Genomic DNA, 26,740 nt, shown 5'->3' with positions numbered 1-26,740 from the left:
GCGTGCCAGGATGAGGGCATGCCGGAAGCGCTCGTCCTCGATGCCGACGCTGTGCTGTGGTCGACCGACCGGTCGGCTCTCGCCGGCCGCCACCTCCTCCTGCTCTTGCACGGCTACGGCGCCGACGAGCACGACCTGTATCCCCTGCGTGGCTACCTTCCCGACGCCTTCGCCGTCGCCAGCCTCGCCGCCCCGCTCACTCCGCCGTGGCCGGCACCCGGTCGCTCCTGGTACCCGATCGACGGACTCGACGGCCGCGACCCCTCGCACACCACGCGTGCAGCCGAGGCGGTGATCGCCTGGGTCGACGCACACGCGAAGGGCACAGCATCCGTCAGTCTGCTCGGCTTCTCGCAGGGTGCCGCGGTCGCGCTGCAGGCGATGAGGCTCGACCCGCAGCGGTTCGCGTTCGCCGTCAACCTCTCGGGCTACGTCACGCCCGGCGACCTCCCGAAGGACGCCGAGCTCGCCGTGCGGCGGCCTCCGGTGTTCTGGGGCCGGGGCACGAACGACGACGTCATCCCGGGCTTCCTCGTCGAGCACACGACGCAGTGGCTGCCCGAACGCGTCGATCTCAGTGGCCGCGTGTACCCGGGCCTCACGCACAGCGTCTCCGAGCAGGAACTCGCCGACGTGCGGGTCTTCCTCGACAAGCAGCTCGAAGAGCTGACCACCGCCGACGCCTGACCGCTCCCCCTCCCCTGGCCCCGCCCAGGGATGTCGGCTATGGTGGCTGACGGCCTTGTCCCCTCCGTGAGGAACTCCCTTGAAGCTGATCGACGCGACCGCGCTGTAATCGCGCTGCTCCGTCGACTCTCGACGCACCAGCGCTTGAACAACTTCGCGCTGCCGTCGATCCGCCGCTTCCTCACCTCGCTTCGGCATGCCCGGGCGACGGTTCCGCGGCCCCTCGGTGTCAGCGCACGTCTGACCAAGGAGGCCTCATGCCCGCACACACCCTCACCCCCGCCATCGTCCTCGACCGCGTCACGTTCACGTGGCCCGACGGCACCACCGCCCTCTCGGACGTCTCCGGATCGTTCGGCACGGGCCGCACCGGCCTCGTCGGCCGCAACGGCTCCGGCAAGTCCACGCTCCTGCGGCTCATCGCCGGCGAGCTCACGCCGTCCGGCGGTCACATCTCAGGGGCGACGGATGCTGCGTACCTTCCGCAGCGCCTGACCCTCGACGTCGACCGACCCGTCGCCGACCTGCTCGGCGTCGGCGATACGCTCCGGGCGCTGCGCGCCATCGAGTCCGGCGACGCCGACCCCCGTCACTTCGACGCGGTCGGCTCGGACTGGGACGTCGAAGCGCGTGCGCACGCGGCGCTCGCCGAAGCCGGACTCGCTCCCGACATGCTCGACCGCAGCGTCGGGCAGCTGTCGGGCGGCGAGGCGGTGCTCACCGCGATCGCCGGCATCCGCCTGCGCGGTTCGTCGATCGCGCTGCTGGACGAACCCACCAACAACCTCGACCGCGAGGCGCGTGCGCGCCTTTCCGACATGGTGCGCTCGTGGCGCGGGGCGCTCGTCGTGGTCAGCCACGACACGTCGCTGCTCGAGCTGATGGACGACACCGCCGAGCTCTACGCGAACGAGCTGTCGGTGTTCGGCGGCCCGTATTCCGAGTGGCGCGCGTGGCTGGACGCCGAGCAGGTCGCCGCCCGCGACGCCGAGCGCGCGGCCCGCCAGGCCGTCAAACGCGAGAAGCGCCAGCGCATCGAGGCCGAGACCACCATCTCGCGCCGCGCGGCGATGGGTAAGAAGGCGTTCGAGGAGAAGCGCGTGCCGAAGATCGTCGCCAACGGCCGCCGCATGGCGGCCCAGGTGTCGGCGGGCAAGCTGCGGGGCGAGAAGGCCGACCGTGAGGCATCCGCCCGCGACGCGCTCGATGCCGCGGAACGCCGCGTGCGCGACGACGACATCGTGAAGATCGACCTGCCCGACCCCGGAGTGCCCGCGGGCCGCCGCATCGCTGCCCTCGGCGACGGCGAGCACTCGTGGATCATCCAGGGTCCGGAGCGGGTGGCGCTGATCGGACCGAACGGCGTCGGCAAGACGACGCTGCTCGAGAAGCTGGTGGCTCCCGTCGCCGCAATGGTTCCTGACTCAGGACCGGCGGACTCCGCCGCCGCGGGCGCCCCCGGAATTGCGGGGGACGCGTCGGAGCCGGCCGCGCCGATCCTGAATTCGGTACGTGGCGAGCTGCACACCGACCGGGTCGGGTACCTCCCGCAGCGCGTGGACGGACTCGACGACGCGGCATCCGTGCTCGAGAACGTCGCCCCGTCCGCGCCGAACGTGACGATCGTCGAGCTGCGCAACCGGCTCGCACGGTTCCTCATCCGCGGCGCCGCGGTCGAGCGTCCGGTCGGGACGCTGTCGGGCGGCGAGCGGTTCCGGGTCGCGCTCGCGCGGCTGATGCTCGCCGACCCGCCGCCGCAGCTGCTCGTGTTCGACGAGCCGACGAACAACCTCGACCTCGACACGGTCGACCGGTTCGTCGAGGCGATCGCCGCCTACCGCGGCGCGGTGCTCGTCGTGAGCCACGACGACGCGTTCCTCGAACGCATCGGCGTGAACCTCGTGCTCGAGCTCGACCGCGACGGCACGCTGACCGAGCGCTGACGCCAGGTCGCAGCATCCGTTCCTGTGCGGAGATCTACCCTCTCGCGCTTCCTGGAATCGCGAGAGGGTGGATTTCGGCGCGACGGAGGACGGATGCTGCGGCCCGAGCCCCTGCGGCCGGCTGCGGTCTCCTCCCCCGCGAAGCCGGGGGCCTCCACCCGTGCGACCGAGTCGCGACGCGAGCAGGATGGGGGCATGAACGCACTCGTGAGACCTCAGCAGGGCAGATGGGTCGCCGGCGTCTGCGCCGCCATCGCCAACCGCTTCGGGTGGAATGTCACCCTCGTGCGCATCCTCACCGCGATCGCCGTCATCTTCTTCGGCCTGTCGCTGTGGATCTACATCCTGCTCTGGATCATCGTGCCCTCCGAGCGCTGACCCCTGGCGCGGCCGGGTTCGCCACGCCATGATGAACGCATGCATCGCCTGGTCCGGCCTGTAAAAGGGCGAATGATCGCGGGAGTCTGCCAGGGCATCGCCGACCGCTTCGGCTGCAGTGTGGTGCCGGTGCGCGTGCTCACGGTCGGCGCGACCGTGTTCTTCGGCGTCTCGATCCTGCTCTACCTGGTGCTGTGGATCCTCATGCCCGACGAGCGCTGAGCTCGGCGCTCAGGGCTTCTTCTGCTGACCCGGGGCGTTCGCGCTGTTGCCGGGGCTGTCTGCGGTCTCTTCCGCAGGAGGCTGGGTCTCAATCGGTGCGGGCGCGGGCGCGGGAACCGCGACGACGGGCTCCTCGACGGGGTTCTCGGGCTCGGTCGCGGCGTCCGGCTGTTCCTCCGGCAGGGGCGTCGGCGTGGAGAACGGCGCCGGCTTCGCGGGGACGGATGCCGAGGGCCGGGGCTCGGAGACGGGCGCAGGGTCGGCGGGCACCAGCGGTGCCGGGTTCTGCGAAGCGCCGAGGATCGTCGTGACGACCACGAGGAGCGAGAGCCCGAGCGCACCGCAGAGGGCGCCGAGCCCGAACGTCTGCACGCGCCGAGAGCGCATCCACGAACGGTCGGCGAGAGCCGGGTTCGTACGGCGAGTGGGCGGAGCCGGGGCCGTGGGCTCGCTCGAGGGCATCGGTTCCATCACGGTCCTCGGCGGTGAGCGCGTGCCGGGGGTGCACGCACGCAGGGAGCTTACGCGACCCTCCTCGACGGAACCTGGCCCGATGTCGGTGATCGCGACGAAGATGGAGTGATGGGCGACGTCCTCGAGCGGTTCGGTCCTGCCACGCAGGACTGGTTCCGCGGCGCGTTCCACGCGCCGACCGACGCCCAGAAGGGCGCGTGGCAGGCGATCTCGGCCGGAAAGCACGCGCTCGTGGTCGCGCCGACGGGCTCCGGCAAGACGCTGTCGGCGTTCCTGTGGGCGATCGACCGCGTGTTCCACGACAAGGCCGTCGCGCCGCCTCCCCCTGAAGGCAAGAAGACGCGACGGACGGATGCTGCGGCCCCCGCCACCCGGATCCTCTACATCTCTCCTCTCAAGGCCCTCGGTGTCGACGTCGAGCGCAACCTCCGGTCGCCGCTCGTCGGGATCGGGCAGTCCGCGCGCCGCCTGGGCCTCACGGTGCCCGAGGTCACCGTCGGGGTGCGCTCGGGTGACACGCCCGCGGGCGACCGGCGCAAGCTCGTGCAGGCGCCGCCCGACATCCTCATCACGACGCCCGAGTCGCTGTACCTCATGCTCACGAGTCGCGCGGGGGAGACGCTGCGCGACGTGCACACGGTGATCGTCGACGAGGTGCACGCCGTCGCGGCCACGAAGCGCGGTGCACATCTGGCCGTGAGCCTCGAGCGCCTCGATGCGTTGCGGCGGTCGTTCGTCCCCGCCGGTGCCCCCGCCCAGCGCATCGGGCTGTCGGCGACGGTGCGCCCGATCGACGAGGTGGCGCGGTTCCTCGGCGGTGCCGAGCCGGTCGAGATCGTCGCCCCGCGCGCGAGCAAGGCGTTCGACATGAAGGTCGTGGTGCCCATCGGCGACATGCTGAACCCGCCTCCGCCGCCGAGCCCGTTCACGTCCGACGGCGACGGATCGTGGGAAGAGCCCGGGGGTGCGGACGAGCCGATCGACGAGGACTGGTTCGCCGACGGTCAGTCGGCGAACGCGGGGCCGCGGGCGTCCGGCGCCGGCGAGACGGAGATGACGGGGTCGGTCTGGCCGCACGTGGAGGAGGCGATCGTCGACCGCATCCTGCTGCACCGCTCGACCATCGTGTTCTGCAACTCGCGGCGGCTCGCCGAGCGGCTGACGGGCCGGCTGAACGAGATCTACTCCGAGCGCCTCGGCCTCGATCTGCCCGAGCAGACCGTGCCCGCCGCCATGATGGCGCAGGCCGGTGCGACGGCGGGCGCCGACCCGGTGCTCGCGAAGGCGCACCACGGCTCGGTGTCGAAGGAGCAGCGGGCGCAGGTCGAGGAGGAGCTGAAGTCCGGCATCCTGCGGTGCGTCGTGGCGACGTCGAGCCTCGAGCTGGGCATCGACATGGGAGCCGTCGACCTCGTGATCCAGGTCGAGGCGCCGCCCAGCGCCGCCTCCGGCCTGCAGCGCATCGGCCGCGCAGGTCACCAGGTCGGCGAGGTGAGCCGCGCCGCACTGTTCCCGAAGCACCGTGGCGACGTGCTCCACACCGCGATCGTCACCGAGCGCATGCTCGCGGGTCAGATCGAGGCGATCGCGATCCCGCAGAACCCGCTCGACATCCTCGCGCAGCAGACCGTGGCCGCCGCCGCCATCGGCCCCGTCGACGTCGAGGGCTGGTACGAGACGCTCAAGCGCAGCGCACCGTTCCGCTCGCTGCCCCGGTCCGCCTATGAGGCGACGCTCGACCTCATCGCCGGCCGCTTCCCGTCCGACGAGTTCGCCGAGCTCCGTCCCCGTGTCATCTGGGACCGCGACCTCGGCGTGCTCACCGGCCGTCCGGGCGCGCAGCACATCGCCGTGACGAGCGGCGGCACCATCCCCGACCGCGGCCTCTTCGGCGTCTTCATCGCCGGCGAATCCCAGAACGCGCGAGTCGGTGAGCTCGACGAGGAGATGGTCTACGAGTCGCGCGTCAACGACGTCTTCACCCTGGGCACCACGAGCTGGCGCATCGTCGAGATCACCCACGATCGCGTGAACGTGCTGCCCGCCTTCGGGCAGCCGGGCAAGGTGCCGTTCTGGCACGGCGACGGCATCGGGCGCCCCGCCGAGCTCGGCGAGGCGCTCGGCAAGTTCTCTCGCGAGGTGTCGGCGGCCAAGGCCGACAAGGCGGAGGCGCGACTGCGCGAGGCCGGCCTCGACGAGTTCGCCCAAGACAACCTGCTCGCCTACCTCGCCGAGCAGCGCGAGGCCACCGGCACGCTGCCCACCGACCGCCAGCTCACGGTCGAGCGCGGCCGCGACGAGGTCGGCGACTGGCGCGTGATCCTGCACTCGCCGTACGGCATGCAGGTGCACGCGCCGTGGGCTCTTGCGGTGAACGCGCGCATCCGCGAGCGGCTGGGCGTCGACGGGTCGGCGGTCGCGAGCGACGACGGCATCATCGCCCGGATTCCGGATGCGACGGCCGAGCCTCCGGGCGCTGACCTCTTCGTCTTCGATCCCGACGAGCTCGACCAGATCGTCACCGAGGAGGTGGGCGGCTCGGCGCTGTTCGCCTCCCGCTTCCGCGAGTGCGCAGCCCGCGCTCTGCTGATGCCCCGCCGCAATCCCGGGAAGCGCACGCCGCTGTGGCAGCAGCGTCAGCGGTCGGCCCAGCTGCTCGAGGTCGCCCGGCGGTACCCGACGTTCCCGATCATCCTCGAGACCCTCCGCGAAGTCCTCCAGGACGTCTACGACGTCCCGTCGCTGTTGCGTCTCATGCGCGGGATCGGCGAGCGCCGCATCCGGCTCATCGAGACCGAGCCGGCGCAGCCGTCACCGTTCGCGCGCGATCTCCTGTTCGGCTACGTCGGCGCCTTCATGTACGAGGGCGACTCGCCACTCGCCGAGCGCCGCGCCGCGGCACTCTCCGTCGATCCGGCGCTGCTGTCGGAGCTCCTCGGCAAGGTCGAGATGCGCGAGCTCCTCGACCCCGACGTCATCGCCCAGTTCGAGCGCGAGGCCCAGCGGCTCGACCCCGAACGCCGGGCTCGCGGCCTCGAGGGCGTCGCCGACCTCCTGCGCCTCCTCGGTCCGCTCGACGCGGCCGAGGTCGCGGCGCGCCTCGAGCCGGGCCTCGAACCCGACGGCGCCGGGGCCGGGCAGGCGACCGAGGCCGAGGCATCCGCTCTCCTCGACGCTCTCATCTCCGCGCGGCGCGCGATCCCGGTCACGATCGCCGGCATCACCCGCGTCGCGGCGATCGAAGACGCCGGCCGGCTGCGCGATGCGCTCGGCGCCGCATTGCCCGTCGGCATCCCCACCGCGTTCCTCGAACCCGTGGCCGATCCTCTCGGCGACCTGGTGGCGCGGTACGCGCGCACCCACGGACCTTTCACGGCGGATGCCGCGGCCGACCGCCTCGGCATCGGCGTCGCGGTCGCGCGCCTCACGCTGCAGCGACTCGAGTCCCAGGGACGCGTGACGAGCGGCTTCTTCCTTCCCGAGTCCTCGACGACGGCTCGCGCCGACGAGGCGGAGTGGTGCGACACCGAGGTGCTGCGACGCCTGCGGATGCGGTCGCTCGCAGCGATCCGCGGCAGTGTCGAGCCGGTGTCACAGCACGCGTACGCGCGATTCCTCCCGGTGTGGCAGCACGTGACGCGACCGCTCGAGGGCATCGACGGTGTCGCCGCGGTCGTCGAGCAGCTCGCGGGCGTGCCGATCCCCGCGAGCGCGTGGGAGTCGCTCGTGCTCCCGGCCCGCGTCGCGGACTTCACGTCGGGAATGCTCGACGAGCTCACGGCGACCGGCGAGGTCGTCTGGTCGGGGCACGGCAGCCTCCCGGGCCGCGATGGCTGGATCGCGTTGCATCCGGCCGATGCCGTGCCGCTCACGCTCGCCCTCCCGGACGAGGCCGAAGCTGTCGCGCCGGGATCGCTCGATGCTCAACTGCTCGCCGCGCTCGGCGGCGGCGGGGCGTACTTCGCCGCCCAGCTGCGCCAGTCCACCGGCGCCGAGAACGAGCAGTCCGTGGTCGACGCGCTGTGGCGGCTGACATGGGCGGGCCTTGTGACGAACGACACGTTCGCGCCGGTCCGCGCGCTCGTGTCGGGGGGATCCCAGGCTCACCGCGTGAGCCGTCGCACACCGCGGGCGCGGCTCTACCGGGGAGCGGCGGTGCGGGCGGTGGCAGCATCCGTCCCCGCCCGACCGCCCGCGATCGGCGGCCGATGGTCGCTGTTGCCCGCCGCCGAGCCCGACGCCGCCCTGCGGGCCACCGCGACGGCGAGCCTGCTGCTCGACCGCTACGGCGTCGTCACGCGCGGGGCGGTGCAGTCCGAAGGCGTGCCAGGCGGGTTCGCCCAGACATACCGCGTGCTCGCCGGCTTCGAAGAGGCGGGGCACTGCCGGCGCGGCTACGTGATCGAGAAGCTGGGCGCGGCGCAATTCGCGGCGTCGGCCACCGTCGACCGGCTGCGCGAGTTCGCCGGGCTCTCCGATCCGCCGCCGCTGCGGGCGGTGACGCTGGCGGCGACCGACCCCGCCAACCCCTACGGGGCCGCGCTGACGTGGCCGGCACTCGAGGGTGTCTCGCACCGCCCCGGTCGCAAGGCGGGCGCCCTCGTCGTGCTCGTCGACGGCGCGCTCACGCTGTACCTCGAGCGGGGTGGCAAGTCCGCGCTCGCCTTCACCGGCGACGAAGCTGCGCTGGCCGCCGCCACCCGCGACCTCGCGGCGACGGCTCGCGCGCGGCGCCTCGACACCCTCACGATCGAACAGGTGAACGGCGCGTTCGTCTACGGCACGGACGTGGGAAAGACGCTCCGCGATGCCGGCTTCGTCGAGTCCCCGCGCGGGCTCACGCTGCGCCGGCTCACAGCGGGCGACGCCCTTCGACAGGCGCAAGGATCGGGCGGCTCGCAGGGACCGGAGGACAGGGCAGGCGCCCGTGCCTGAGGGCGACACCGTCTATCGCGCGGCACGGCGGCTCGACGCGGTGCTGGCCGGAGCGACCGTGACGCGCTTCGAGCTGCGCGTCCCTCAATTGGCCACGGCCGACCTGCGCGGCGAGATCGTCCACGATGTCGTCTCGCGCGGCAAGCACCTCCTCCACCGCATCGGCCCGTGGACGCTGCACACGCACCTCAAGATGGAGGGCGAGTGGCATGTCTACCGGCGCGGCGAGCGCTGGCGCGCCGCGGCCTTCCGTGCGCGAGCGATCATCGGCGCGACGGCCCCCGACGATGTCGAGTGGGAGACCGTCGGGTTCGATCTCGCCGACATCACGCTCGTCCCCACCGCGGAGGAAGAGCAGCTCGTCGGATACCTCGGGCCTGATCCGCTCTCCGATTCGTGGGATCCCGCTGAGGCCGCGCGCCGGCTGGCCGCCGACACCCGCGCGGTGCACGTCGCCGTGCAGGACCAGCGCAACATCGCCGGCTTCGGCAACGAGTACGCGAACGAGATCCTCTTCGTACGCGGCGTCCTCCCCACGACCCCTGCGAATGAGACGGATGCCGCCGCCATCGTGGATCTCGGCGCCCGTATGATCCGCGCGAACCGCAACCGCTCCGGACGCACCTTCACCGGGGACGCACGCGCCGGCCGCTCCACATGGGTCTACCGACGCGAGGGTCGTCCGTGCCGCCGCTGCGGCACTCTCATCGAGGGTTCCAGCCTCGGAGCTGATCCCACGCGCGAGCGCATCGTGTTCTGGTGCCCCACCTGTCAGCGCTGAGTCTGGATTCCAGAACCCCTGACCCCCGGTATCAACACGCTTTGGTCACGATGCTCGACGGACGAAGTGTCGCTCCGGACCGGAGCATCCGTCGCCCGACGTCATGTGCCGGTTGAAACGCCGCGGTTTCCTGGCCGTTACACAGCGCCGGACGATCTGTCCTGGCGCGCACCGCGCGCGGCCCGAATCGTCCGGTTCGGTCCCCGCTCCGTTGCGGGTCCCCACGACGCCATATTGAATACCTCCACACCCGATAGGCCGTGCATCGTCGCGCGGCCCGCAGCAGAAGGACCCTCACGAGGTGACGATGTCCACAGGCACGGCGACCGCAGCGCAGGCTTCGGCGGAGCAGGTCCCCCCCGACGGCGACGGCGCGCGCGGGGCCGTCACCCTGTCGGGGATCACGAAGTACTACGGCGAGCAGCTCGCCGTCGACGATCTGTCGCTCGAGATCCAGCCCGGTGAGTTCATCTCCCTGCTCGGCCCGTCGGGCTGCGGCAAGACGACGACACTGCGCATGATCGCGGGATTCGAGCACCCGGATGCCGGCGACATCCGCATCTCCGGTCGTTCGGTGCTCGCCGCGCCGCCGTACAAGCGCGACGTCAACACCGTGTTCCAGGCCTACGCCCTGTTCCCGCACCTCTCGGTCGCCGAGAACGTCGCCTATGGACTGCAGCAGAGGCGCACCCCGAAGACCGAGGTGCGCGAGCGCGTCACGCAGGCGCTCGACATGGTGCGGATGCGCCGGTTCGGCGACCGCAAGCCGACGCAGCTGTCGGGCGGTCAGCAACAGCGCATCGCGCTCGCGCGCGCCCTGGTGAACCGCCCCGCTGTGCTCCTGCTCGACGAACCGCTGGGAGCGCTCGATCGCCAGCTGCGCGAGGAGATGCAGCTCGAGCTCAAGCTGCTGCAGTCCCGCCTCGGCATCACGTTCATCTTCGTGACGCACGATCAGGGTGAGGCGCTGTCGATGAGCGACCGCATCGCGATCATGCGCGCGGGCCGTATCGAGCAGCTCGCCGATGCCGACACCGTGTATGCGCGCCCCGCTTCTGCGTATGTCGCGGCGTTCGTCGGGCAGCAGAACTTCTTCCGCGGCCCCGCTGCAGAGGCCGGCGCGGCGATCACGTCGCCGTACGCCCTCGTACGGGCCGCGTCGCCGGTGCTGACAAGCACCAACCTCGGCGAAGCAGCAGTGCGTCCCGAGTTCATCCGCATCGAGAAGGACCCCTCGGCCTCGGGAGCCGGGGCGGGCGAGAGCCTCTCGGATGCCAATACGGCGAAGGGCGAGCTGATCGGGATCTCGCACCTCGGCGACACCATGCAGTACCTCGTCCGCCTCGGAGCGGACCAGAGCCTCATCGTGCGGCGGCCGACGCCGGACGCACCCACCCTCGAAGTGGGCGACACCGTGGTGTGCACCTGGGCAGCCCACCACGTACTGCTTTTCCCCGCGGCCGACGACGACGCCGCGAAGCAGGGCGGCTACATCGCACCTCCGACCGCCTGACCCTCGCCGACGCACCACCCGAACGCCCGACGCGCCACCCGACGCACCACCCGCACGACCTGCAGACCCGACGCACGCCCGCAGCCGCAGCATCCACTCGCCCGGCTCCCGTTTCGAAACCAGGAGTATCCGTTGACTCAGCCTCGCACCCCGCTCCGCATCCTCGCTCCCGAGGGCGTCGCGCCCCTGATCGCGCGCGAGCTGTCGCGTCGGCGGTTCCTGAGTCTCGCCGCGCTCGCCGGTGGTGCCACGGTGCTGGCGGCCTGCGCTCCCGGCGGCAGCGGCTCGCCCGCCCCGCAGGCGACCGGCGGCGCCCTCGAGGACAGCCTCTCGGTCTACACGTGGGCCGAGTACGACGCCCCCGAGGTCGTCGAGGCGTTCACGGCCGAGCTCGGGCCGAAGGTCACGCTGGACTCCTACGGATCGAACGAGGAGCTCATCGCCAAGCTCGTCGCGGCGAAGGGCACGTCGGGCTACGACATCGTCGTGCCCACGGGCGTCTTCATCCCGCAGATGATCGAGCAGGGACTGCTGCAGAAGCTGAACAAGGATCTGCTCCCGAACCTCTCGAACATGGACCCCGCGTTCCTGGGGCGCGCATGGGACCCGAGCAACGACTACTCGATCTGCAAGGCGTGGGGCACGACGGGGTACGTCTACGACAAGACCGTGATCACTCGCGAACTGACCACGTGGGCCGACTACTTCGATGCCGCCCAGAACGAGGCGAGCGGCAAGACCGCCATGTCGGACGACCCCGCCGGCGTCGTCGGCTGCTACTTCTGGGCCAACGACCTGGACTGGAACACCGACGACCCCGACGAGCTCGAGGCGGCGCGCGCCTTCCTCGTGGAGAAGATCGCCCCCCATGTCGCGGCCTTCGACTCCGCCGCCGGTGCCAACACGATCCCGCAGGGCACCCACGCCCTGCTCATGGCCTGGAACGGCGACGCGCGGCTGGGCATCCAGGAGTCGTCCGAGCCCGACCGCTGGCAGTGGGTGCTGCCCGGCCCGCAGACCGAGCTCTGGATGGACAACTGGGCGATCGCGACCGGGGCAGCCCACCCGGAGGCCGCCCACGCCTTCATCAACTTCGCCATGGTCCCCGAGAACCAGCTGCTGAACCTCGAGTGGGTCGGCTACAACGTCGGCGGCGGCAAAGACATGCAGGCGGCGGCCGAGGACGCCGAGGTCGAGCGTCTCGACATGATCTTCTTCACCCCCGAGCAGCTCGAGAGCATGCACGAGCAGGTGCTCAACGACTCGCTGAGCACCCGCGTGGAGATCTACAACGAGGTGAAGGCTGCCGCCGGTGCGTAATCGCGCCACCGGTGCGGCGGGGCCCGCGCTCGCGGTCCCCGCCTGGGCGTGGCTCCTCGTCTTCTTCGTCGCGCCGGTCGCGATGGTGGTGTGGTTCAGCTTCGGCTACAAGCCCGGCGTCTTCGGCACGCACGCGAACGACATCCTCTCGCTGGACCGATACGTCGAGGCCATCTCGCCCACGTTCCTCGCGACGTTCACGAACACGCTGTGGGTGGGGATCATCGGCACGGTCCTCTGCTTCGCGATCGGGGCCCCGGTGGCGTATTGGATGGCGTTCAAGGTCAAGCCGCAGCGCCGCGGCATCCTGATCGCCCTCGTCCTGGTGCCGTTCTGGACCAACTTCCTCGTCCGGACGATCGGCTGGCAGGTGATCCTGGCCCCCGAGGGGTGGATGTCGACCCTGCTGCAGGGCATCGGGGTGCTCGATGGCCCGCTCGAGATCCTGTACACCCGCACCGCGGTGATCATCGGCGTGGTCTACAACTACCTGCCGCTGATGATCCTGCCGCTGTTCGTCGCGTTCGACCGGGTCGGGCCGGCGCTGCGCGAAGCCTCCAAAGACCTGGGGGCCGGCAAGATCACCACCTTCTTCCGCGTCACGCTGCCGCTGTCGCAGCCCGGCATCATCGCGGGCGTGCTGCTCGTGTTCATCCCGCTGATGGGCGACTACATCACCGCCACGGTGCTGGGCGGTGCGAAGGGCAACATGGTGGGTCAGCTCGTCGCCGGGCAGTTCCAGACGGCGCAGAACTGGGCCCTGGGATCGGCGATGGCGGTGCTGCTCATGCTCCTGATCATGGTCACGATCGGGGTGTGCGCCGTGATCATCTGGCTCGTCGCGCTGCCGTTCCGCTCGCGCAACCGGCTGGTCCTCGGGCCGGTTCCCGAGACAGCGACGACGGATGCTGCGCCCGCAGCCGCTCTGGAGGTGACGACGTGACCACGCAGACCGAGACCGAGACGATCCTGCAGGCCGAGTCGCGCGGGGCCCGCCAGGGCGCCGCGCCGCGCCGCCGAGTGCGCAAGCCCTGGTCGGACGTCGCCTTCGGCGTGTGGGGCGTGCTCGTCATGCTCTTCCTGTTCCTGCCGATCATCGTGATCGTCGTCCACTCGTTCAACACCGGCCGCCTGCTGGCGGTGTGGGACGGCTTCGGCTTCGACGCTTTCGCGTCGATCCTGGTGAAGCCGGCGATCCAGAACGCCGTGCGGGTCTCTCTCATCACGGCGCTGATCGCGGCGATCATCGCAACCGCACTGGGCACCCTGGCCGGGATCGCGATGGCGCGCCACCCCGGCAAGTGGGTGTGGTGGTTCCTGGGGCTCCTGCTTCTGGTGTCGGTGACGCCCGAGATCGTCGACGCGGTCGCCCTCCTGCCCTTCATGGTGTTCCTCGGACAAGACCTCGGGATCACGATGTTCAACGACGGCATCGTGCGCCTGTCGGTCGGATCGTCGCTGTTCGCGACAGCCGTCGTGTCGTACATCGTGCGCGCCCGGCTGGTCGGTCAGGACGCGCAGCTGGAGGAGGCATCCGCCGACCTCTACGCGAAGCCGTTCACCACCTTCCGCCGCGTCACGCTCGCTCTCGCGATGCCGGCGGTGCTCGCCGGCTTCCTGCTGGCGTTCACGCTCAGTCTCGACAACACGATCGTGGCGGCGTTCGTCCAGGTGTCGGGCACGACACCATGGCCCGTGTACGTGCTGAGCGCGTTGCGGACCGGCTTGCGTCCCGAGATCGCGGCGGTGTCGACGATCATGCTCCTGCTGACCCTCGTCGCGCTCGCCCTCGTCGCGCTCGTACTCAAACGTGCGGGCGACTCCGCGACGCAGATCGCCCGCACGATGACGGGCGGCTGATCGGGTTGCGCGACCCTATGCTGTTCCGGTGACCCGACTCCTGCTCCTCATCGACATCCAGCGCGACTACTTCCCGGGAGGGCGGCATCCGCTGGTCGACCCGGACGCCGCCGCCGATGCCGCCGCGCGACTGCTCGCCGGGTTCCGCACGTCGGGTGAGCGGGTCGTGCACGTGCAGCACGTGTGGGACGGACCGGATGCCGCGTTCTTCGCCGCCGGAACCCCCGGGGTCGAGTTCGATCCGCGGGTCGCACCCGACGGCGAGGAGCACGTCATCGTCAAGCACGAGCCGAACGCGTTCCTCGGCACGGGGCTCGAGTCGCTGCTGCGTGCGGCGGACCCCGCCGAGGTCGTCGTGGCCGGGATGATGTCGAGCATGTGCGTGGATGCGACCGTGCGCGCGGCGTCCGACCTCGGCTTCCGCATCGCCGTCGCTCAGGATGCCTGCGCCGCACCCGACCTCGCCTACGACGGCCGCACCGTGCCGGGCGCCCAGGTGCACCTGGCGTTCATGGCGGCGCTGGACGGCACGTACGCCCGGGTGGCCGACGTCGACGCACTCGTCGGCGAGCTCGTCGCGGCCTGACACCCACCGGAGCGTCGCTGCGACAACCTGTCCGGTCCGCCGGGCAACTTCCGACACGCGAAGCCCTGCAGGCGCACGGCCGACGGGTGAGGATGGGAGCACCACACACCGCATCGGAGTTGATAACCGTGGGCACGACCGTCTTCGAACGACAGCGGCCGGCAGCATCCGTCGTCCAGCACTCCCTCGCCGACACGAAGCACTCGGTGTTCTGGCGCGACGACCTTCCCGAGAGCCTCCTACCCGATCGGCCCGCGCTCGTCGGCACGCATCGCGCCGACCTCGTCGTCGTGGGCGGCGGCTACACGGGCCTGTGGACCGCCCTGCTCGCCACCGAGCGCGACCCCGACGCGAAGGTCGTGGTCGTCGAGGCGCAGCGCGTCGGGTGGGCCGCGTCCGGGCGCAACGGCGGCTTCTGCGAGGCCAGCCTCACCCACGGCCACGAGAACGGCATGGCCCGCTGGCCGAAGGAGATGCCGACGCTCGACCGCCTGGGGCACGAGAACCTCGATGCGATCGAGGCCTCCGAAGCCCGTTTCGGCATGGACTTCCAGTTCGAGCGCACGGGACAGCTCGCTCCCGCCATCGAGCCCCACCAGGTGGAGTGGCTGAAGGAGTGGGCCGCCGAGGGCGAGGAGGGCGTGGTCTATCTCGACCGTGCCGAGGCCCAGGCATCCGTCCACTCCCCCACGTACCTGGCTGCGGTGTGGGAGAAGAACGCGTGCGGCATGGTCCACCCCGCGCGCATGGCGGCCGAGCTCGCGCGGGTCTGCGAGGAGCGCGGTGTCGTGATCTTCGAGCGCTCGCACGTCACCGGCCTCGACACGAGCGGACCGGGCGTGGTCGTGATGACCGCCGATGGACGGGTCGAGGCATCCCGTGCCGCGCTCGGCACGAACGTGTTCCCGTCGCTCATCAAGCGCAATCGGCTCATGACGGTGCCCGTGTACGACTACGTGCTCATGACGGAGCCGCTCACGGACGCCCAGCTCACGTCGATCGGCTGGCAGGACCGGCAGGGCATCGGCGACATGGCGAACCAGTTCCACTACTACCGGATCACGAAGGACAACCGGATCCTGTTCGGCGGCTACGACGCGATCTACCGGTACGGCCGCAAGGTGGATCCCGAGTACGAGAACCGGCCCGAGACCTGGCAGAAGCTCGCCAGTCACTTCTTCACCACCTTCCCGCAGCTCGAAGGGCTGCGCTTCACGCACCAGTGGGCCGGCGCGATCGACACGTCGACGCAGTTCACGGCCTTCTTCGGCACCGCGCGCGACCGTCGCGTCGCGTATGCCGCCGGCTTCACGGGGCTCGGCGTCGGATCGACCCGCTTCGCCGGCGAGGTCATGCTCGACCTGCTCGACGGAGTGAAGAACGAGCGCACCCACCTCGAGATGGTGCGCAAGCGCCCGCTCCCGTTCCCGCCGGAGCCCGCCGCGTCGATGGGCATCAACGCGACCCGCTGGTCGCTCGACCGTGCCGACCACAACAAGGGCAAGCGCAACCTCCTGTTGAAGACGCTCGACGCGCTGGGCCTGGGGTTCGACTCGTGAACCCCGGAATCGTGACGGATGCCGCGTCCCTCGCGCTCGACCTCGAGCCGCTGCCCGCCGACCAGGTGGTGGAGGGCGCCCCGGCGACCGGCTACGCCGACCTGACCGAGACCATCGGGGTGTGGGAGCACACGCCCGGCACGTCGACCGACGTCGAGGCGGACGAGGTCTTCGTCGTGCTCTCGGGCTCGGCGACGGTGTCGTTCGACGATCCGGCACTCGAGCCGATCGAGCTGCGCGCGGGCTCCGTGGCGCGCCTGACCGCCGGCATGCGCACGGTGTGGACGGTGCGCGAGACGCTCCGCAAGATCTACATCGCGGGCTGACCCCCGCCGTCACCATCGGTCCCCCCTTCGGCGTCGGAACCACAGATCGCACGGCTTCGTCGACCCGCGCCTCGCGCCGTGGCAGGGTACGGCCTCGTCGGACTTCGCCCAGTAGACGTTCATCAGCACCTCGCAGTCGCAGAAACCGCCTCCGTCCTGCAGACAGCTCTCGAGGGCGACGGCGCGCGGCGGCGGCGTCCGACGATCTTCTCGCCGTGTCGGGCGATCGCGACCTGCTGCGCGCGTGGGTCGACCTCGGAATCACGACGTTCGACACGACAGGCGACTTCGACGCGTGAGTTCGCTCGCTCAGTGGCAGAACACAGGCGTCAGCGTCCTGCCGACCTCCGCACCAGCAGCGCCAGGTGCAGCGCGGTCTGCGTCTCGCCGTCATCGAGATCCGAGCCGAGGAGCTCCTCGATGAGCGCGATGCGCTGATAGAACACCGACCGGGACAGATGGGATGCCCCGGCCGCCGCGGTGCGATTGCCCGGGTGGGCGAGCATCGCCTCGAGAACGTCGAGCAGGTCGCCCGACCGCGACAGGTCGTAGGAGATCAGCGGTGCCAGCATCCGCTCGCCGTGCTCGAGCACACGGTGGTCGTCTCGCAGCGCAGTCACCAGCTGCACGAGCGGGCGGTTCTCGGCTCGCCGCAGGTGCGGACCGCGTCCCGCGCGCCGCCGTCGCCCGCCCGCGAGGTCGACCGCCTCGTGCACGGAGGCGAGGGCGGCGTCGATGCCCTCGGCACCGCGACCGACCGACACCGTCACGCGCTCCACGTCGGCGGCGTCGACGAGCGCGCGCACGAACGCGACGACGGCGGCATCGTCGAACACGGCATCCGGCGGGAGCGAGACCAGCATCGTGGTCGCGGGTGCGACGACACCCGCCGGGGCAGAGCCCGCCAGCGCGCGCCCACGTAGGGCGCGGGCCGCAGCATCCGCTCGCTCCACCGCCACCGGCGCGCCGGACACGACCAGGCCGTAGAGTTTGGCACCGCGCAGCGGCAGGCCGGCGGCTTCGAGTCGGGCGGCGGCCCCGCCGATACCCGCGAAGCGTCCGGCGAGCAGTCCGTCGACGAGGCGACGCCGGCCGATGCGCGCCCATTCGTCCGCTTCGCCGTCGGCGAGACGGCCGACCGCGAGTGCGATCGCGCCCTGCTCGAGCACGGCGGTGCGCCCGGCAGCGTGCTCGGGCCCCGGCAGCGCGATGAGATTCCCCCAACGGATGCCGCGCGCCTCGACCGGAACGATCAGCCAGTCGTCCGCGCCGGCCGGAATCGCGCGTTCGCGGCGCTGCTCGGAGCGCCGGTGCGCGGAGCGCGACCGCAGCTCCCACTCGGTGAACAGCTCCTCCTCCATCGCGAGCGGCACCTCGGCGGCCACGACCTCGTAGCCCAGGTTCTCGAGCACGATCGGCGCGCCGAGCGTCTGCGCGAGCTGGTGGACGATGAAGTCCGCGGGCGATCCGCGCAGCACCAGCGCCGTGAAGCGCTCGCGCACCTCGTCGCGGGCGCGCAGCGCGTCGGTCTGGCCCGTGATGATGCGGCTGTGGACGGCCTCGGTGACCGTGACGAACTTGAGTTCGCGGTGGAGCACCACGAGGGCGAGGCCGCGTGCGCGGGCAGCCTCCACGACCACGGCGGGAACGTAGCGATAGTGCGTGCCCAGCTCGAGCACGAGGCCGGAGAGTCCGGCGTCGGCGAGCTCGTCGATGAACCGACGGAGATCTCCCGGCTCGGCCGGCCACGACGAGCCCGTCGACAGGAGCATCTCGCCGCCGTTGAGCAGGCGCGCGACCCCCGCGCTGTCGGAGACGTGCAGCCACCGCACGCGCGCATCGAGCGCGTCATCGCCGACGAGCACCTCAGGTACGCCCTGCGCGACCGCCTCGAGCGCGATCACGTCGCGCACGGTCGGGAGGATCTCATCTGCGGATCGATCTGTCGGACGATCCGTGTGGATCGTCCGATCTTCGCGACGGTCGAGCACCGTGGCCGCCTCTTCTTCTCTGACAGGCTGGGACCCGTCAAGCCTAAGGGATCACCACACGATCTGTCCGACGCCGAGAAGGAGCACCCATGAGCATTGCCGAGAACGCAGCCGCCACCGCGGCCACGGACGCAGATGTGCGGGTGGTCTCGCATTGGATCGACGGCGCTGAACGTGTGTCGACGTCCGGCCGCACCGCGCCGATTCACAACCCTGCGACCGGCCAGGTGACGGCGCGAGTCGCCCTGGCCGACCAGACGGAGATCGATGAGACGATCGCGTCGGCCGCCCGAGGCTTCGGCGTCTGGAAGGACTACTCCATCGCCCGCCGGCAGGCCGTTCTGTTCGCCTTCAGGGAGATCTTGAATGCGCGGAAGCGGGAGTTGGCGGAGATCGTGACGGCCGAGCACGGCAAGGTCGTCTCGGACGCGATGGGGGAGATCCTCCGTGGTCAGGAGGTCGTGGAGTTGGCGACCGGGTTCCCGCACCTGATCAAGGGCGCGTTCAGTGAGAACGCGTCGACTGGGATCGACGTGTACTCGTTGAAGCAGCCGCTCGGGGTGGTGGGCGTGATCAGCCCGTTCAACTTCCCGGTGATGGTGCCGTTGTGGTTCGTGCCGATCGCGATCGCCGCCGGCAACGCCGTGATCCTCAAGCCCAGTGAGAAGGACCCGTCGGCCGCGCTCTGGCTCGCGCAGGCGTGGAAGGAGGCCGGGCTGCCGGACGGGGTGTTCACGGTGCTGCAGGGCGACAAGCTCGCCGTCGACGGCCTGCTGACCAGCCCCGTGGTGCAGTCGATCTCGTTCGTCGGGTCGACGCCGATCGCGCAGTACATCTACGAGACCGCCAGCAAGCACGGCAAGCGGGTGCAGGCGCTCGGTGGCGCGAAGAACCACATGCTGGTGCTTCCGGACGCGGACCTGGACCTGGTCGCCGACCAGGCGGTGAACGCCGGCTACGGTGCTGCCGGGGAACGCTGCATGGCCATCTCCGTGGTGCTCGCGGTGGAGCCGGTCGCGGACGATCTCATCGGCAAGATCCAGGACCGCATCGGCAAGCTCCGCATCGGCAACGGTGCAGGCGTGGACGGTGTCGAGCCCGACATGGGACCGCTGATCACCGACGTCCACCGCGACAAGGTGTCCTCCTACGTCGACATCGCCGAGCAGGATGGCGCGAGGATCGTCGTGGATGGCCGTGGCTACACGGTCGAGGGCCACGAGGACGGGTTCTTCTTCGGCCCCACCCTGATCGACGACATCCCCACCACGTCGAAGGCCTACACCGAGGAGATCTTCGGCCCCGTCCTCTCCGTCGTCCGGGTGCAGTCGTACGACGAGGGTCTGGAGCTGATCAACTCGGGCGAGTTCGGCAACGGCACCGCGATCTTCACCAACGACGGGGGCGCTGCCCGCCGGTTCCAGAACGAGGTGCAGGTCGGCATGATCGGCATCAACGTGCCCATCCCCGTGCCCGTCGCGTACCACTCCTTCGGCGGCTGGAAGCAGTCGCTGTTCGGCGACGCGAAGGCCTACGGCGTCCACGGCTTCGACTTCTTCACCCGCGAGAAGGCCATCACCAGCCGCTGGCTCGACCCCGCCACGCATGGCGGCATCAACCTCGGCTTCCCCCAGAACCACTAGGACTCGCGCATGACTGACACACTCACCGCCGTCTCCACCGACCCCGAGGCCGAGGCGCGCGTTCGCGCGGACGACCGCGGTCACGTGTTCCACTCGTGGAGCGCGCAGGCGCTCATCGACCCGCTCCCCATCGCGGCGGGTGAGGGCTCGACCTTCTGGGACTACCAGGGCAACTCCTACCTCGACTTCAGTTCGCAGCTGGTGAACCTCAACCTCGGGCACCAGCATCCGGATCTCGTCCGCGCCATCCAGGATCAGGCGGGTCGTCTCGCGACGATCCAGCCGGCGATGGCGAACGACGTGCGCGGCGAGCTCGCCCGCCGCATCGCGGAGGTCGCGGGCGACGGCTTCGAGAAGGTGTTCTTCACCAACGGCGGCGCCGACGCGAACGAGAACGCCGTGCGCATGACGCGCCTGGTGACCGGCCGTCGCAAGGTGCTGTCGATGTACCGCAGCTACCACGGCAACACCACCACCGCGATCTCGCTCACCGGCGACCCCCGCCGCTGGCCGAACGAGCCGGCCGACGGCTCGACCGCGAAGTTCTTCGGCCCCTACCCGTACCGCTCGGCGTTCCACTCCTCGAGCGCCGAGGAAGAGACGCAGCGCGCCCTCGAGCACCTCGAGCAGACCATCGTGCTGGAAGGCGCCACGACGATCGCGGCGATCATCATCGAGACGATCGTCGGCACGAACGGCGTGCTGGTCCCCCCGCCCGGCTACCTCGTCGGCGTGCGCGACCTCTGCGACCGGTACGGCATCGTCTACATCGCCGACGAGGTCATGGTCGGCTTCGGCCGTGTGGGCGAGTGGTTCGCGTTCCAGGCGTTCGACGTGCAGCCCGACCTCATCACGTTCGCGAAGGGCGTGAACTCGGGCTACGTGCCGCTCGGCGGCGTCGTGATCTCCGACCGGATCGCGTCCCACTTCGACACCGTGTCGTTCCCCGGCGGACTCACGTACTCGGGTCACCCGCTCGCGTGCGCGGCGGGCGTCGCCACGTTCGAGGTGTTCGAGCGTGACGGCATCCTCGAGCGCGTGCGCGACCTCGGTTCGCGCGTCGTCGAACCGCGGCTGCGCGACCTCGCGTCGCGGCATCCGTCCGTCGGCGATGTGCGGGGAAGGGGCCTCTTCTGGGCGATCGAGCTCGTCAAGGATCGCGAGACCCGCGAACAGCTCGTGCCGTTCAACGCGAGCGGAACGGATGCTGCGCCCATCGCCGCGGTCGCGGCGGCCTGCAAGCGGGAAGGGGTGTGGCCCTTCACGCACTTCAATCGCGTGCACGTGGCCCCGCCGCTGGTGATCACCGAGGACGAGCTGGTACGCGGCCTCGACGTCATCGACCGGGCCCTCTCGACCGCCGACGAGTACGTCACGCGCTGATCAGCACGCCTTTCCGGCCCCGCGTCCACTCAGGACGCGGGGCCGCTTCGCGTCCGCCATGCGAATCGTTCCGATGCGCGGGAATGAATCACCCCTCCCCACCGTTATTTCTGTACTCAGCACCATGTGCTGCTCCAGGAGGGGACCGTGGGAAAGAACTACATCGACATCGAGAACGACCAGGGCGAGATGCTGCGCTACCGCAAGCACGTCAACGGTCGGGGCCTGATCGCGCACGGAGCGAAGGTGCACCCCAGCGCCATCGTCGAGGCGGGGGCGTATGTCGAACCGGGCGTGCAGATCGCCGCAGGCGCGCACGTCGGCCGTGGCGTGTGGGTCGAGACGGATGCCGTCATCGGACCCGACGCCGAGATCGCACCGCACGCCCACATCGGTCCGCGCGCGGCCATCGGTCCGCGCGCGAAGATCGGCGTGCGCACCCAGGTCGGGCACGACGCCCGTGTGGCCGGGGGCTCGCTCATCGGCGACGACGAGACGATCGCCGACGGCGAGCGCGTCGCCACCGACAAGCGAGGACTGCGCCTGGCCGCCTGATCGTCGCGGTGGCGCGTCGGCGCCACCGCATAGGCTCGCGTCGTGTTCAGACGCCTCGTCATCGGAATCCTGCTGCTCGTCCTTGCGGGAACGGCCTACTGGTGGTTCATCGGGCGCGACACGGGCAACGAGGTCGCACAGACCGCGCCGGACACTTCTGCCACGATGCCCGGGATCCCGACCGACGCCTTCGAGATGACGGTCGAGAGTGTCCACGACGGCGACACGCTGCGCGCACGCGTAGTGGCCCCGAACGCCGTCGTCGGCGATCTCGAGTCCACGCGCGTGCGCCTCTTGGGCATCGACACTCCCGAGGTCTCCCCCGAACTCGACTGCTGGGGATCGGAGGCGACGGCGAAGCTCACCGCGCTGGTTCCCGTGGGGTCGACGATCTGGGTCGTGCCCGACGCCGAGGTGCACGACCAGTACGGTCGTACCCTGCTCTACGTCTGGACTCCCGACGGCCGCTTCGTGAATGGCGAGCTCGTCGCCCAGGGCGACGCGCGCGTGGAGGTCTATTCGCCCAACCGGGCTCAGGAGCCCTTGCTGCGGTCTCTCGAGTCCGCCGCCGTCGCGGCGGCGGCCGGGCAGTGGGGCGCGTGCGGCTGAGCTGCCAGAAGACAGCGCTCAGACGAACAGGAAGAGCACGAATCCGATGAGGGGCAGCGTGCCCTGGATGAGCGCCGCCCGCAGATACCGCATCCCGGTCGTGAGCAGCACGAGCGCCGCCGCCACCATCGACCCCAGGGCGAACAGCACGAGCGCGAGCCCTGCGGAATGCACCGGTGCGGTGTCCGCGCCGGCGAAGAGCAGGACGAGCCCGATCACGACGCCGATGGCGAGGAACAGGTTGTAGAAGCCCTGGTTGTACGCCATCGGCTTCGTCGTGTCGGCGGCCGCCTGGTCGGCCACGCCGAACCGCTTCCAGATCTTCGGCTGTGTCCACTGGACGCTCTCCATCACGAAGATGTAGACGTGCAGGAGCGCCGCGAGCGCCGCGAAGACCGTTGCCAGAATCGCCACCATGAGCGAACCATATCGCCCCGGCTACGCTGAACAGCATGGCGAAGGGCGGGTCGCGCACAGGCGGACGAGGACGCGGCGCAGCGGGCAGGCGTCCGGGCGCAGCATCCGGATCGTCCTCGAAGCCGAAGGGCGGGAAGCCGCAGCCTTCGAAGCCCCGGCGGCCGCAGCCGTCGCCCGGTCCCTCACCGGCCCCGCCCGTCGAGCCCGCGATGCCCGCGATGCCCGCGACGTTCACGCTCGGCGCGATCCCGGGCGCGACTCCCGGCAAGTGGATCGACATCTGGAACGAACGGATGCCGCAGACCAGCCTCGAACTGGTGCCGCTGGCCGTCGCCGATCAGCGCCGGGCGCTCCGTGACGGCGAGGTCGACGCGGCCATCGTGCGGCTGCCGATCGACAAGGACGGCCTGCACGTCATCCCGCTGTACGACGAGGTCCCGGTGGTCGTGTGCGCGAAGGACTCGCACCTGACCGCCGCCGACGACGAGCTGGACGCCGCCGACCTCGTGGGCGAGGTGCTCATCGTGCCGCAGGACGACGTGCTCGACATGCATCTTCCCGGCACGGTTCCGCCGCGGTTCGACGCGCCGGCCGACACCGGCGAGGCGATCGCCACCGTAGCCGCCGGAGTCGGGATCGTGGTGGTGCCGATGTCGGTCGCGCGGCTGCACCACCGCAAGGACGTGGAGTACCGTGCGCTCCGCGGCGGCCCGCTCTCCACGGTCGCGCTCGCGTGGGAGACCGAGCGCACCACTGCGGCAGTCGAGGCGTTCGTCGGCATCGTGCGCGGCCGCACCGCGAACTCGTCGCGCGGCTGAGTCCCCGCTCCGCAGCAGCGCGAGGATGAGGGGTGCCGCCCCAGTCCCATGCAGCACCCCTCGAGGATCGGCGGCGAAGACCTGCAGCCGATTCTGCGTCCCCAAAGCCGGTCTTCTCCGTCGCTCCCCGACCCCCCGTCGGCGAAGCGCGAGCCGTTCCGATGACCAGGAGCGCGCAGCATCCGTCCTGATACACGGAACGCGAAGCATTTTCAGAATCCGGCGCCGTGCACCTGGAACGGGGCCACGATGCCGGTGCGCACGGATGCTGCGGCCAGCGCTTCCGACGGCGCCTGACCGGCGGCGAGGCCCTCGTGCATGGCGGCGAGCAGCTCGCACGCGGCGTCGTCGGCGACGATGACGGGTGCGGCGATCACGTTGCGAACCCCGGCATGGAGCCAGATCCTCGTCATGCCCAGCGCTTCCTCACCCCATCGCACCGAGGAGCGACCCACCTCGCAGGCCGACAGCACGACGGTCGCGGGCAGGCGGGGGATGAGGTCGATGTCGTACCCGAACAGGGTGCCGTCGGCGAGTTCCAGGCCGGAGAACATGGGATTGTCGAGCGCGTGCCGACCGTGCGCGGCGATGTGCAGAACGTCCACCTGAGATGCGAGCGCGGTCACTTCCGTGACCGTCGCCTCGCGCCCGGACCTCACAGTCGCCCGATTCCAGGCGGCGGACCCCGCGGACACCTCCTCGTCGCCGCGCGCGACGCGCGGACCCACGGCGAAGCCGGCGGTCGCCGGTGCACGGGCATCGGTCGAGCGCTGTGCGATCCAGGCCGTCACGGACGATGCCACGGAGAGAGGGCGACGGCCGATTCCCGGGAGCATCATCCACGGGACGCCCGCGAGGACGCCGGCGGCCGTGATCAGGATCCTGTCGGCCCCGGCGAGCGCGCCGACGGGCGCGCACAGGATCCGCGACAGCGTGGCGAGCCGGTCCTCGAGCCCTCGGCGCACGACTGCCGCCATCGGTCCCGCGGTGACCGTCGCCGCCATGTCCAGGTCCGCGCGCAGGCCCCTCAGCGCCGACCGGGCGACAGCCCAGTCCAGCCTGACCAGCTCCGTGCCCTTCCGCGAGACGGCGAGCGCCGCGAGCTCGACGCCGTCGAACACGTAGGACACGAGCACATCGCCGTCGCTCAGTTCTGCGACGGCGTCGCGCAGCGTCGCGCGCACTCGCAGCTCACCGGCGGCCGTCTGCGACCACTGCCGCTGGCGGGCGCGATCGCTGAGGAGAGCCGCGCGTGGCGCCGCGAGCCAGTCGCCGTCGGGGGCCGCTGTGCGCAGGACACGAAGTTCGGCGAGATCGGCGGCGAGCTCAGGGTCGGGAGGCGGGCGCAGCGGCGGGAAGGATCCGCTGACCGAGCGTGCACGCTCCGACCATTCGAAGACCGCGGTGTGGTCGCCCGACCTGAGTGCTGACGCGAGCCCCGTCGTGATCAACCCGGCCCCTCTCATGGAGGCGGAGACCTGGATGTCGAGACTTCCCACGGCCCGACGGGTGCGATCGAGAAGATCGAGGCCCGCGGCTGCGTGGCGCCGACTGTCGGCCTCGCGTCCTTCGACCGCAGCGCGCGCTGCGCGCAATTCGTGCGCGAGGAGCCCGACCTCGAGCGGGGTGCGATGCCCGACACGCGCCACCGGCGCCGTGGCACGGCGGTCCTTTCGGATCCGCGCCAACGCGTCCGTGAGCCTGAGAGCCTCCGCCTCGGAGCTGAATCCGTGCGTCCTGAGGCCGGCGGCGACGTCCGCCACCCTGGCGCGCGGTGGCAGGCGCTGACCCGCTCGCACCGGGCCGCCGGTGCGGTCGACGCGCCCGAGCGTGAGGCGTGCGCGGAGCCCGATCGCCTCGGCTCGCACCGCCCAGCCCGAACTCCCGATCGCGGCGAAGCGCCGAGCGGCGGCCGCCGCCGCTTGCGCCGCCCGGGCGGGGTCGTGGCTCAGGAGGGATCTGGCCAGGTGGTAGTCAGCGGTGGCGCGGTCGTGCGGGGCCCGATGACGGCCGAACGCCGCCGACACCGCCGCGAGGCTGCGTTCGGCCTCTGTCACGAGACCGGCCTCGCGAAGCACCTCCGCGCGGTCCAGCTCGTTCACTGCGGCCCACATCTCCGACTCGCCGTCCAGTGGCTCGCGGACGGACTGCATCGTCCGCAGTGCCGCGACAAGATCTCCACCGAGCATCTGCGCGTATCCGCGGTTGTGGACGGCGAGATTCGCTTCGGTGTCCATCCCCGCCGCCCGGTAGGCGCCCTCCGCCAGGTGCAGATCCGACACCGCCGCATCCAGGCGGCCGCGCTGCATGTCGACGAGACTGCGGTTCATCCGCATGTTGGCCTGACGTACCGGCTGATCGCTGAGCCCGCGGATGCTCTTGTCGAGCCACGCGGCCGCATCGTCGAGCAGCCCGCGCTCCAACGCGAGAGAGCCGAGCTGTCCGTGCAACTGGGCGATCGTGACGGCGTCGAGACCGTCCCGCGCGAGGGCGTCGATGCAGAGCTGCTCGCCGGCGTCCACGTCCCCCATGCGGGCGAGCACGTAAGCCGTCGTTCCGGCCACCTTCGCTGCCATGTTGCGGTCGCCGTCGCGTTCGGCCGCGGCCGTGGCGTCGGCGAGCGCGCGGCGGGCGTCGGCGTATCGGCCGCGATTGGCGAGGTCCACACCCCGCTCGTACATCGTCGCAGCGTCGACAGCGGTCCCCATGGAGCTATCTTGTCGCCAACGGACCGTCAGCG

General features: G+C 70.9%; 22 protein-coding genes and 1 pseudogene. 18 read left to right on the top strand and 5 right to left on the bottom strand.

Translation table 11 applies throughout. The features are described 5' to 3' along the window. Window positions 1-18: 18 nt before the first annotated feature. From ACVN90_RS02635 to ACVN90_RS02620, 4 genes are all read left to right on the top strand, one after another. Window positions 19-687 carry an alpha/beta hydrolase gene (locus tag ACVN90_RS02635; RefSeq protein ID WP_475100650.1) on the top strand — a complete coding sequence of 223 codons (669 nt, stop codon included), beginning with the start codon at window positions 19-21 and terminating at the stop codon, window positions 685-687. A gap of 257 nt (window positions 688-944) precedes the next feature. Beyond that, window positions 945-2,630: an ABC-F family ATP-binding cassette domain-containing protein gene (locus ACVN90_RS02630; protein WP_475100649.1), complete on the top strand. Its 1,686-nt coding sequence runs from the start codon at window positions 945-947 to the stop codon at window positions 2,628-2,630. A gap of 195 nt (window positions 2,631-2,825) precedes the next feature. Continuing rightward, window positions 2,826-3,008, top strand: coding sequence for a PspC domain-containing protein (locus tag ACVN90_RS02625; RefSeq protein WP_475100648.1), 183 nt, complete (start codon window positions 2,826-2,828; stop codon window positions 3,006-3,008). 39 nt (window positions 3,009-3,047) lie between these two features. Continuing rightward, window positions 3,048-3,230 (top strand): PspC domain-containing protein, encoded by a 183-nt coding sequence (locus ACVN90_RS02620; protein WP_341994327.1) that lies wholly within the window; start codon window positions 3,048-3,050, stop codon window positions 3,228-3,230. Window positions 3,231-3,239: 9 nt separating this feature from the next. Here ACVN90_RS02620 and ACVN90_RS02615 read toward each other — a convergent pair whose 3' ends face one another. Next, window positions 3,240-3,617, bottom strand: a complete 378-nt coding sequence (locus ACVN90_RS02615; protein ID WP_475100647.1) for a hypothetical protein — start codon at window positions 3,615-3,617, stop codon at window positions 3,240-3,242. Between the two features lie 195 nt (window positions 3,618-3,812). On the opposite strand from ACVN90_RS02615, the gene ACVN90_RS02610 reads away from it, so the two are divergent. From ACVN90_RS02610 to ACVN90_RS02570, 9 genes are all read left to right on the top strand, one after another. Then, window positions 3,813-8,639 carry a DNA glycosylase AlkZ-like family protein gene (locus tag ACVN90_RS02610; RefSeq protein ID WP_475100646.1) on the top strand — a complete coding sequence of 1,609 codons (4,827 nt, stop codon included), beginning with the start codon at window positions 3,813-3,815 and terminating at the stop codon, window positions 8,637-8,639. Continuing rightward, window positions 8,632-9,420: a DNA-formamidopyrimidine glycosylase family protein gene (locus ACVN90_RS02605; RefSeq protein WP_475100645.1), complete on the top strand. Its 789-nt coding sequence runs from the start codon at window positions 8,632-8,634 to the stop codon at window positions 9,418-9,420. The genes ACVN90_RS02610 and ACVN90_RS02605 overlap by 8 nt, the downstream gene beginning before the upstream one ends. Before the next feature lie 307 nt (window positions 9,421-9,727). After that, a complete protein-coding gene (locus tag ACVN90_RS02600) occupies window positions 9,728-10,933 on the top strand; it encodes an ABC transporter ATP-binding protein (protein ID WP_475102047.1) in 1,206 nt (401 codons plus the stop codon). Between the two features lie 132 nt (window positions 10,934-11,065). Continuing rightward, window positions 11,066-12,253 carry a polyamine ABC transporter substrate-binding protein gene (locus ACVN90_RS02595; protein WP_475100644.1) on the top strand — a complete coding sequence of 396 codons (1,188 nt, stop codon included), beginning with the start codon at window positions 11,066-11,068 and terminating at the stop codon, window positions 12,251-12,253. Beyond that, window positions 12,246-13,196 (top strand): ABC transporter permease, encoded by a 951-nt coding sequence (locus tag ACVN90_RS02590; protein ID WP_475100643.1) that lies wholly within the window; start codon window positions 12,246-12,248, stop codon window positions 13,194-13,196. Before ACVN90_RS02595 ends, ACVN90_RS02590 begins: the two co-directional genes overlap by 8 nt. Then, on the top strand, window positions 13,193-14,113 hold the full coding sequence (locus tag ACVN90_RS02585) for an ABC transporter permease (protein ID WP_475100642.1): 921 nt from the start codon (window positions 13,193-13,195) through the stop codon (window positions 14,111-14,113). The genes ACVN90_RS02590 and ACVN90_RS02585 overlap by 4 nt, the downstream gene beginning before the upstream one ends. 28 nt (window positions 14,114-14,141) lie before the next feature. Beyond that, window positions 14,142-14,699: a cysteine hydrolase family protein gene (locus ACVN90_RS02580; protein ID WP_475100640.1), complete on the top strand. Its 558-nt coding sequence runs from the start codon at window positions 14,142-14,144 to the stop codon at window positions 14,697-14,699. 128 nt (window positions 14,700-14,827) lie between these two features. Beyond that, on the top strand, window positions 14,828-16,258 hold the full coding sequence (locus ACVN90_RS02575) for an NAD(P)/FAD-dependent oxidoreductase (RefSeq protein ID WP_475100639.1): 1,431 nt from the start codon (window positions 14,828-14,830) through the stop codon (window positions 16,256-16,258). Further along, window positions 16,255-16,584, top strand: coding sequence for a cupin domain-containing protein (locus ACVN90_RS02570; protein ID WP_475100637.1), 330 nt, complete (start codon window positions 16,255-16,257; stop codon window positions 16,582-16,584). Before ACVN90_RS02575 ends, ACVN90_RS02570 begins: the two co-directional genes overlap by 4 nt. A 9-nt stretch (window positions 16,585-16,593) precedes the next feature. Here the strand turns inward: ACVN90_RS02570 and ACVN90_RS02565 are convergent. Both ACVN90_RS02565 and ACVN90_RS02560 read right to left on the bottom strand, forming a co-directional pair. Further along, window positions 16,594-16,764 (bottom strand): annotated as a pseudogene (locus ACVN90_RS02565) (DUF2695 domain-containing protein); the annotation flags it as partial. Between the two features lie 149 nt (window positions 16,765-16,913). Continuing rightward, complete coding sequence (locus ACVN90_RS02560) at window positions 16,914-18,497, bottom strand: PucR family transcriptional regulator (protein WP_475100636.1); 1,584 nt, start codon at window positions 18,495-18,497, stop codon at window positions 16,914-16,916. Window positions 18,498-18,664: 167 nt separating this feature from the next. Here ACVN90_RS02560 and ACVN90_RS02555 point away from each other — a divergent pair, with 167 nt between their 5' ends. The 4 genes from ACVN90_RS02555 to ACVN90_RS02540 all read left to right on the top strand — a co-directional run bounded on the left by ACVN90_RS02555 (window position 18,665) and on the right by ACVN90_RS02540 (window position 22,765). Next, on the top strand, window positions 18,665-20,218 hold the full coding sequence (locus tag ACVN90_RS02555) for a CoA-acylating methylmalonate-semialdehyde dehydrogenase (RefSeq protein ID WP_475100635.1): 1,554 nt from the start codon (window positions 18,665-18,667) through the stop codon (window positions 20,216-20,218). Between the two features lie 9 nt (window positions 20,219-20,227). Continuing rightward, window positions 20,228-21,601, top strand: a complete 1,374-nt coding sequence (locus tag ACVN90_RS02550; RefSeq protein WP_475100634.1) for an aminotransferase class III-fold pyridoxal phosphate-dependent enzyme — start codon at window positions 20,228-20,230, stop codon at window positions 21,599-21,601. Window positions 21,602-21,748: 147 nt separating this feature from the next. Next, window positions 21,749-22,156, top strand: a complete 408-nt coding sequence (locus ACVN90_RS02545; RefSeq protein WP_056372272.1) for a transferase — start codon at window positions 21,749-21,751, stop codon at window positions 22,154-22,156. 42 nt (window positions 22,157-22,198) lie between these two features. After that, window positions 22,199-22,765 (top strand): thermonuclease family protein, encoded by a 567-nt coding sequence (locus tag ACVN90_RS02540; RefSeq protein ID WP_475100633.1) that lies wholly within the window; start codon window positions 22,199-22,201, stop codon window positions 22,763-22,765. A gap of 18 nt (window positions 22,766-22,783) precedes the next feature. Here ACVN90_RS02540 and ACVN90_RS02535 read toward each other — a convergent pair whose 3' ends face one another. After that, window positions 22,784-23,182 (bottom strand): DUF1304 domain-containing protein, encoded by a 399-nt coding sequence (locus ACVN90_RS02535; RefSeq protein WP_475100632.1) that lies wholly within the window; start codon window positions 23,180-23,182, stop codon window positions 22,784-22,786. Between the two features lie 35 nt (window positions 23,183-23,217). Here ACVN90_RS02535 and ACVN90_RS02530 point away from each other — a divergent pair, with 35 nt between their 5' ends. Next, a complete protein-coding gene (locus ACVN90_RS02530; protein ID WP_475100631.1) occupies window positions 23,218-24,000 on the top strand; it encodes a LysR substrate-binding domain-containing protein in 783 nt (260 codons plus the stop codon). Window positions 24,001-24,212: 212 nt separating this feature from the next. Here the strand turns inward: ACVN90_RS02530 and ACVN90_RS02525 are convergent, their stop codons facing one another. Next, the gene (locus ACVN90_RS02525; protein WP_475100630.1) at window positions 24,213-26,708 is read right to left on the bottom strand and encodes a CHAT domain-containing protein; all 2,496 of its coding nucleotides are present in this window, start codon (window positions 26,706-26,708) and stop codon (window positions 24,213-24,215) included. Between the last annotated feature and the right edge of the window lie 32 nt (window positions 26,709-26,740).

This window comes from Microbacterium sp. F01, from assembly GCF_056156365.1.
Note: the sequence above shows the minus strand (reverse complement) of the source record. Positions and strands in the feature narration are given on the sequence as shown.

Excerpts from the sequence above, each read along its gene's own strand:
- ACVN90_RS02635 (WP_475100650.1), top strand. The coding sequence starts at position 19 with ATGCCGGAAGCGCTCGTCCTCGATGCCGACGCTGTGCTGTGGTCGACC.
- ACVN90_RS02630 (WP_475100649.1), top strand. The coding sequence starts at position 945 with ATGCCCGCACACACCCTCACCCCCGCCATCGTCCTCGACCGCGTCACG.
- ACVN90_RS02625 (WP_475100648.1), top strand. The coding sequence starts at position 2,826 with ATGAACGCACTCGTGAGACCTCAGCAGGGCAGATGGGTCGCCGGCGTC.
- ACVN90_RS02620 (WP_341994327.1), top strand. The coding sequence starts at position 3,048 with ATGCATCGCCTGGTCCGGCCTGTAAAAGGGCGAATGATCGCGGGAGTC.
- ACVN90_RS02615 (WP_475100647.1), bottom strand. The coding sequence starts at position 3,617 with ATGCGCTCTCGGCGCGTGCAGACGTTCGGGCTCGGCGCCCTCTGCGGT.
- ACVN90_RS02610 (WP_475100646.1), top strand. The coding sequence starts at position 3,813 with ATGGGCGACGTCCTCGAGCGGTTCGGTCCTGCCACGCAGGACTGGTTC.
- ACVN90_RS02600 (WP_475102047.1), top strand. The coding sequence starts at position 9,728 with ATGTCCACAGGCACGGCGACCGCAGCGCAGGCTTCGGCGGAGCAGGTC.
- ACVN90_RS02555 (WP_475100635.1), top strand. The coding sequence starts at position 18,665 with ATGAGCATTGCCGAGAACGCAGCCGCCACCGCGGCCACGGACGCAGAT.
- ACVN90_RS02550 (WP_475100634.1), top strand. The coding sequence starts at position 20,228 with ATGACTGACACACTCACCGCCGTCTCCACCGACCCCGAGGCCGAGGCG.
- ACVN90_RS02535 (WP_475100632.1), bottom strand. The coding sequence starts at position 23,182 with ATGGTGGCGATTCTGGCAACGGTCTTCGCGGCGCTCGCGGCGCTCCTG.
- ACVN90_RS02530 (WP_475100631.1), top strand. The coding sequence starts at position 23,218 with ATGGCGAAGGGCGGGTCGCGCACAGGCGGACGAGGACGCGGCGCAGCG.
- ACVN90_RS02525 (WP_475100630.1), bottom strand. The coding sequence starts at position 26,708 with ATGGGGACCGCTGTCGACGCTGCGACGATGTACGAGCGGGGTGTGGAC.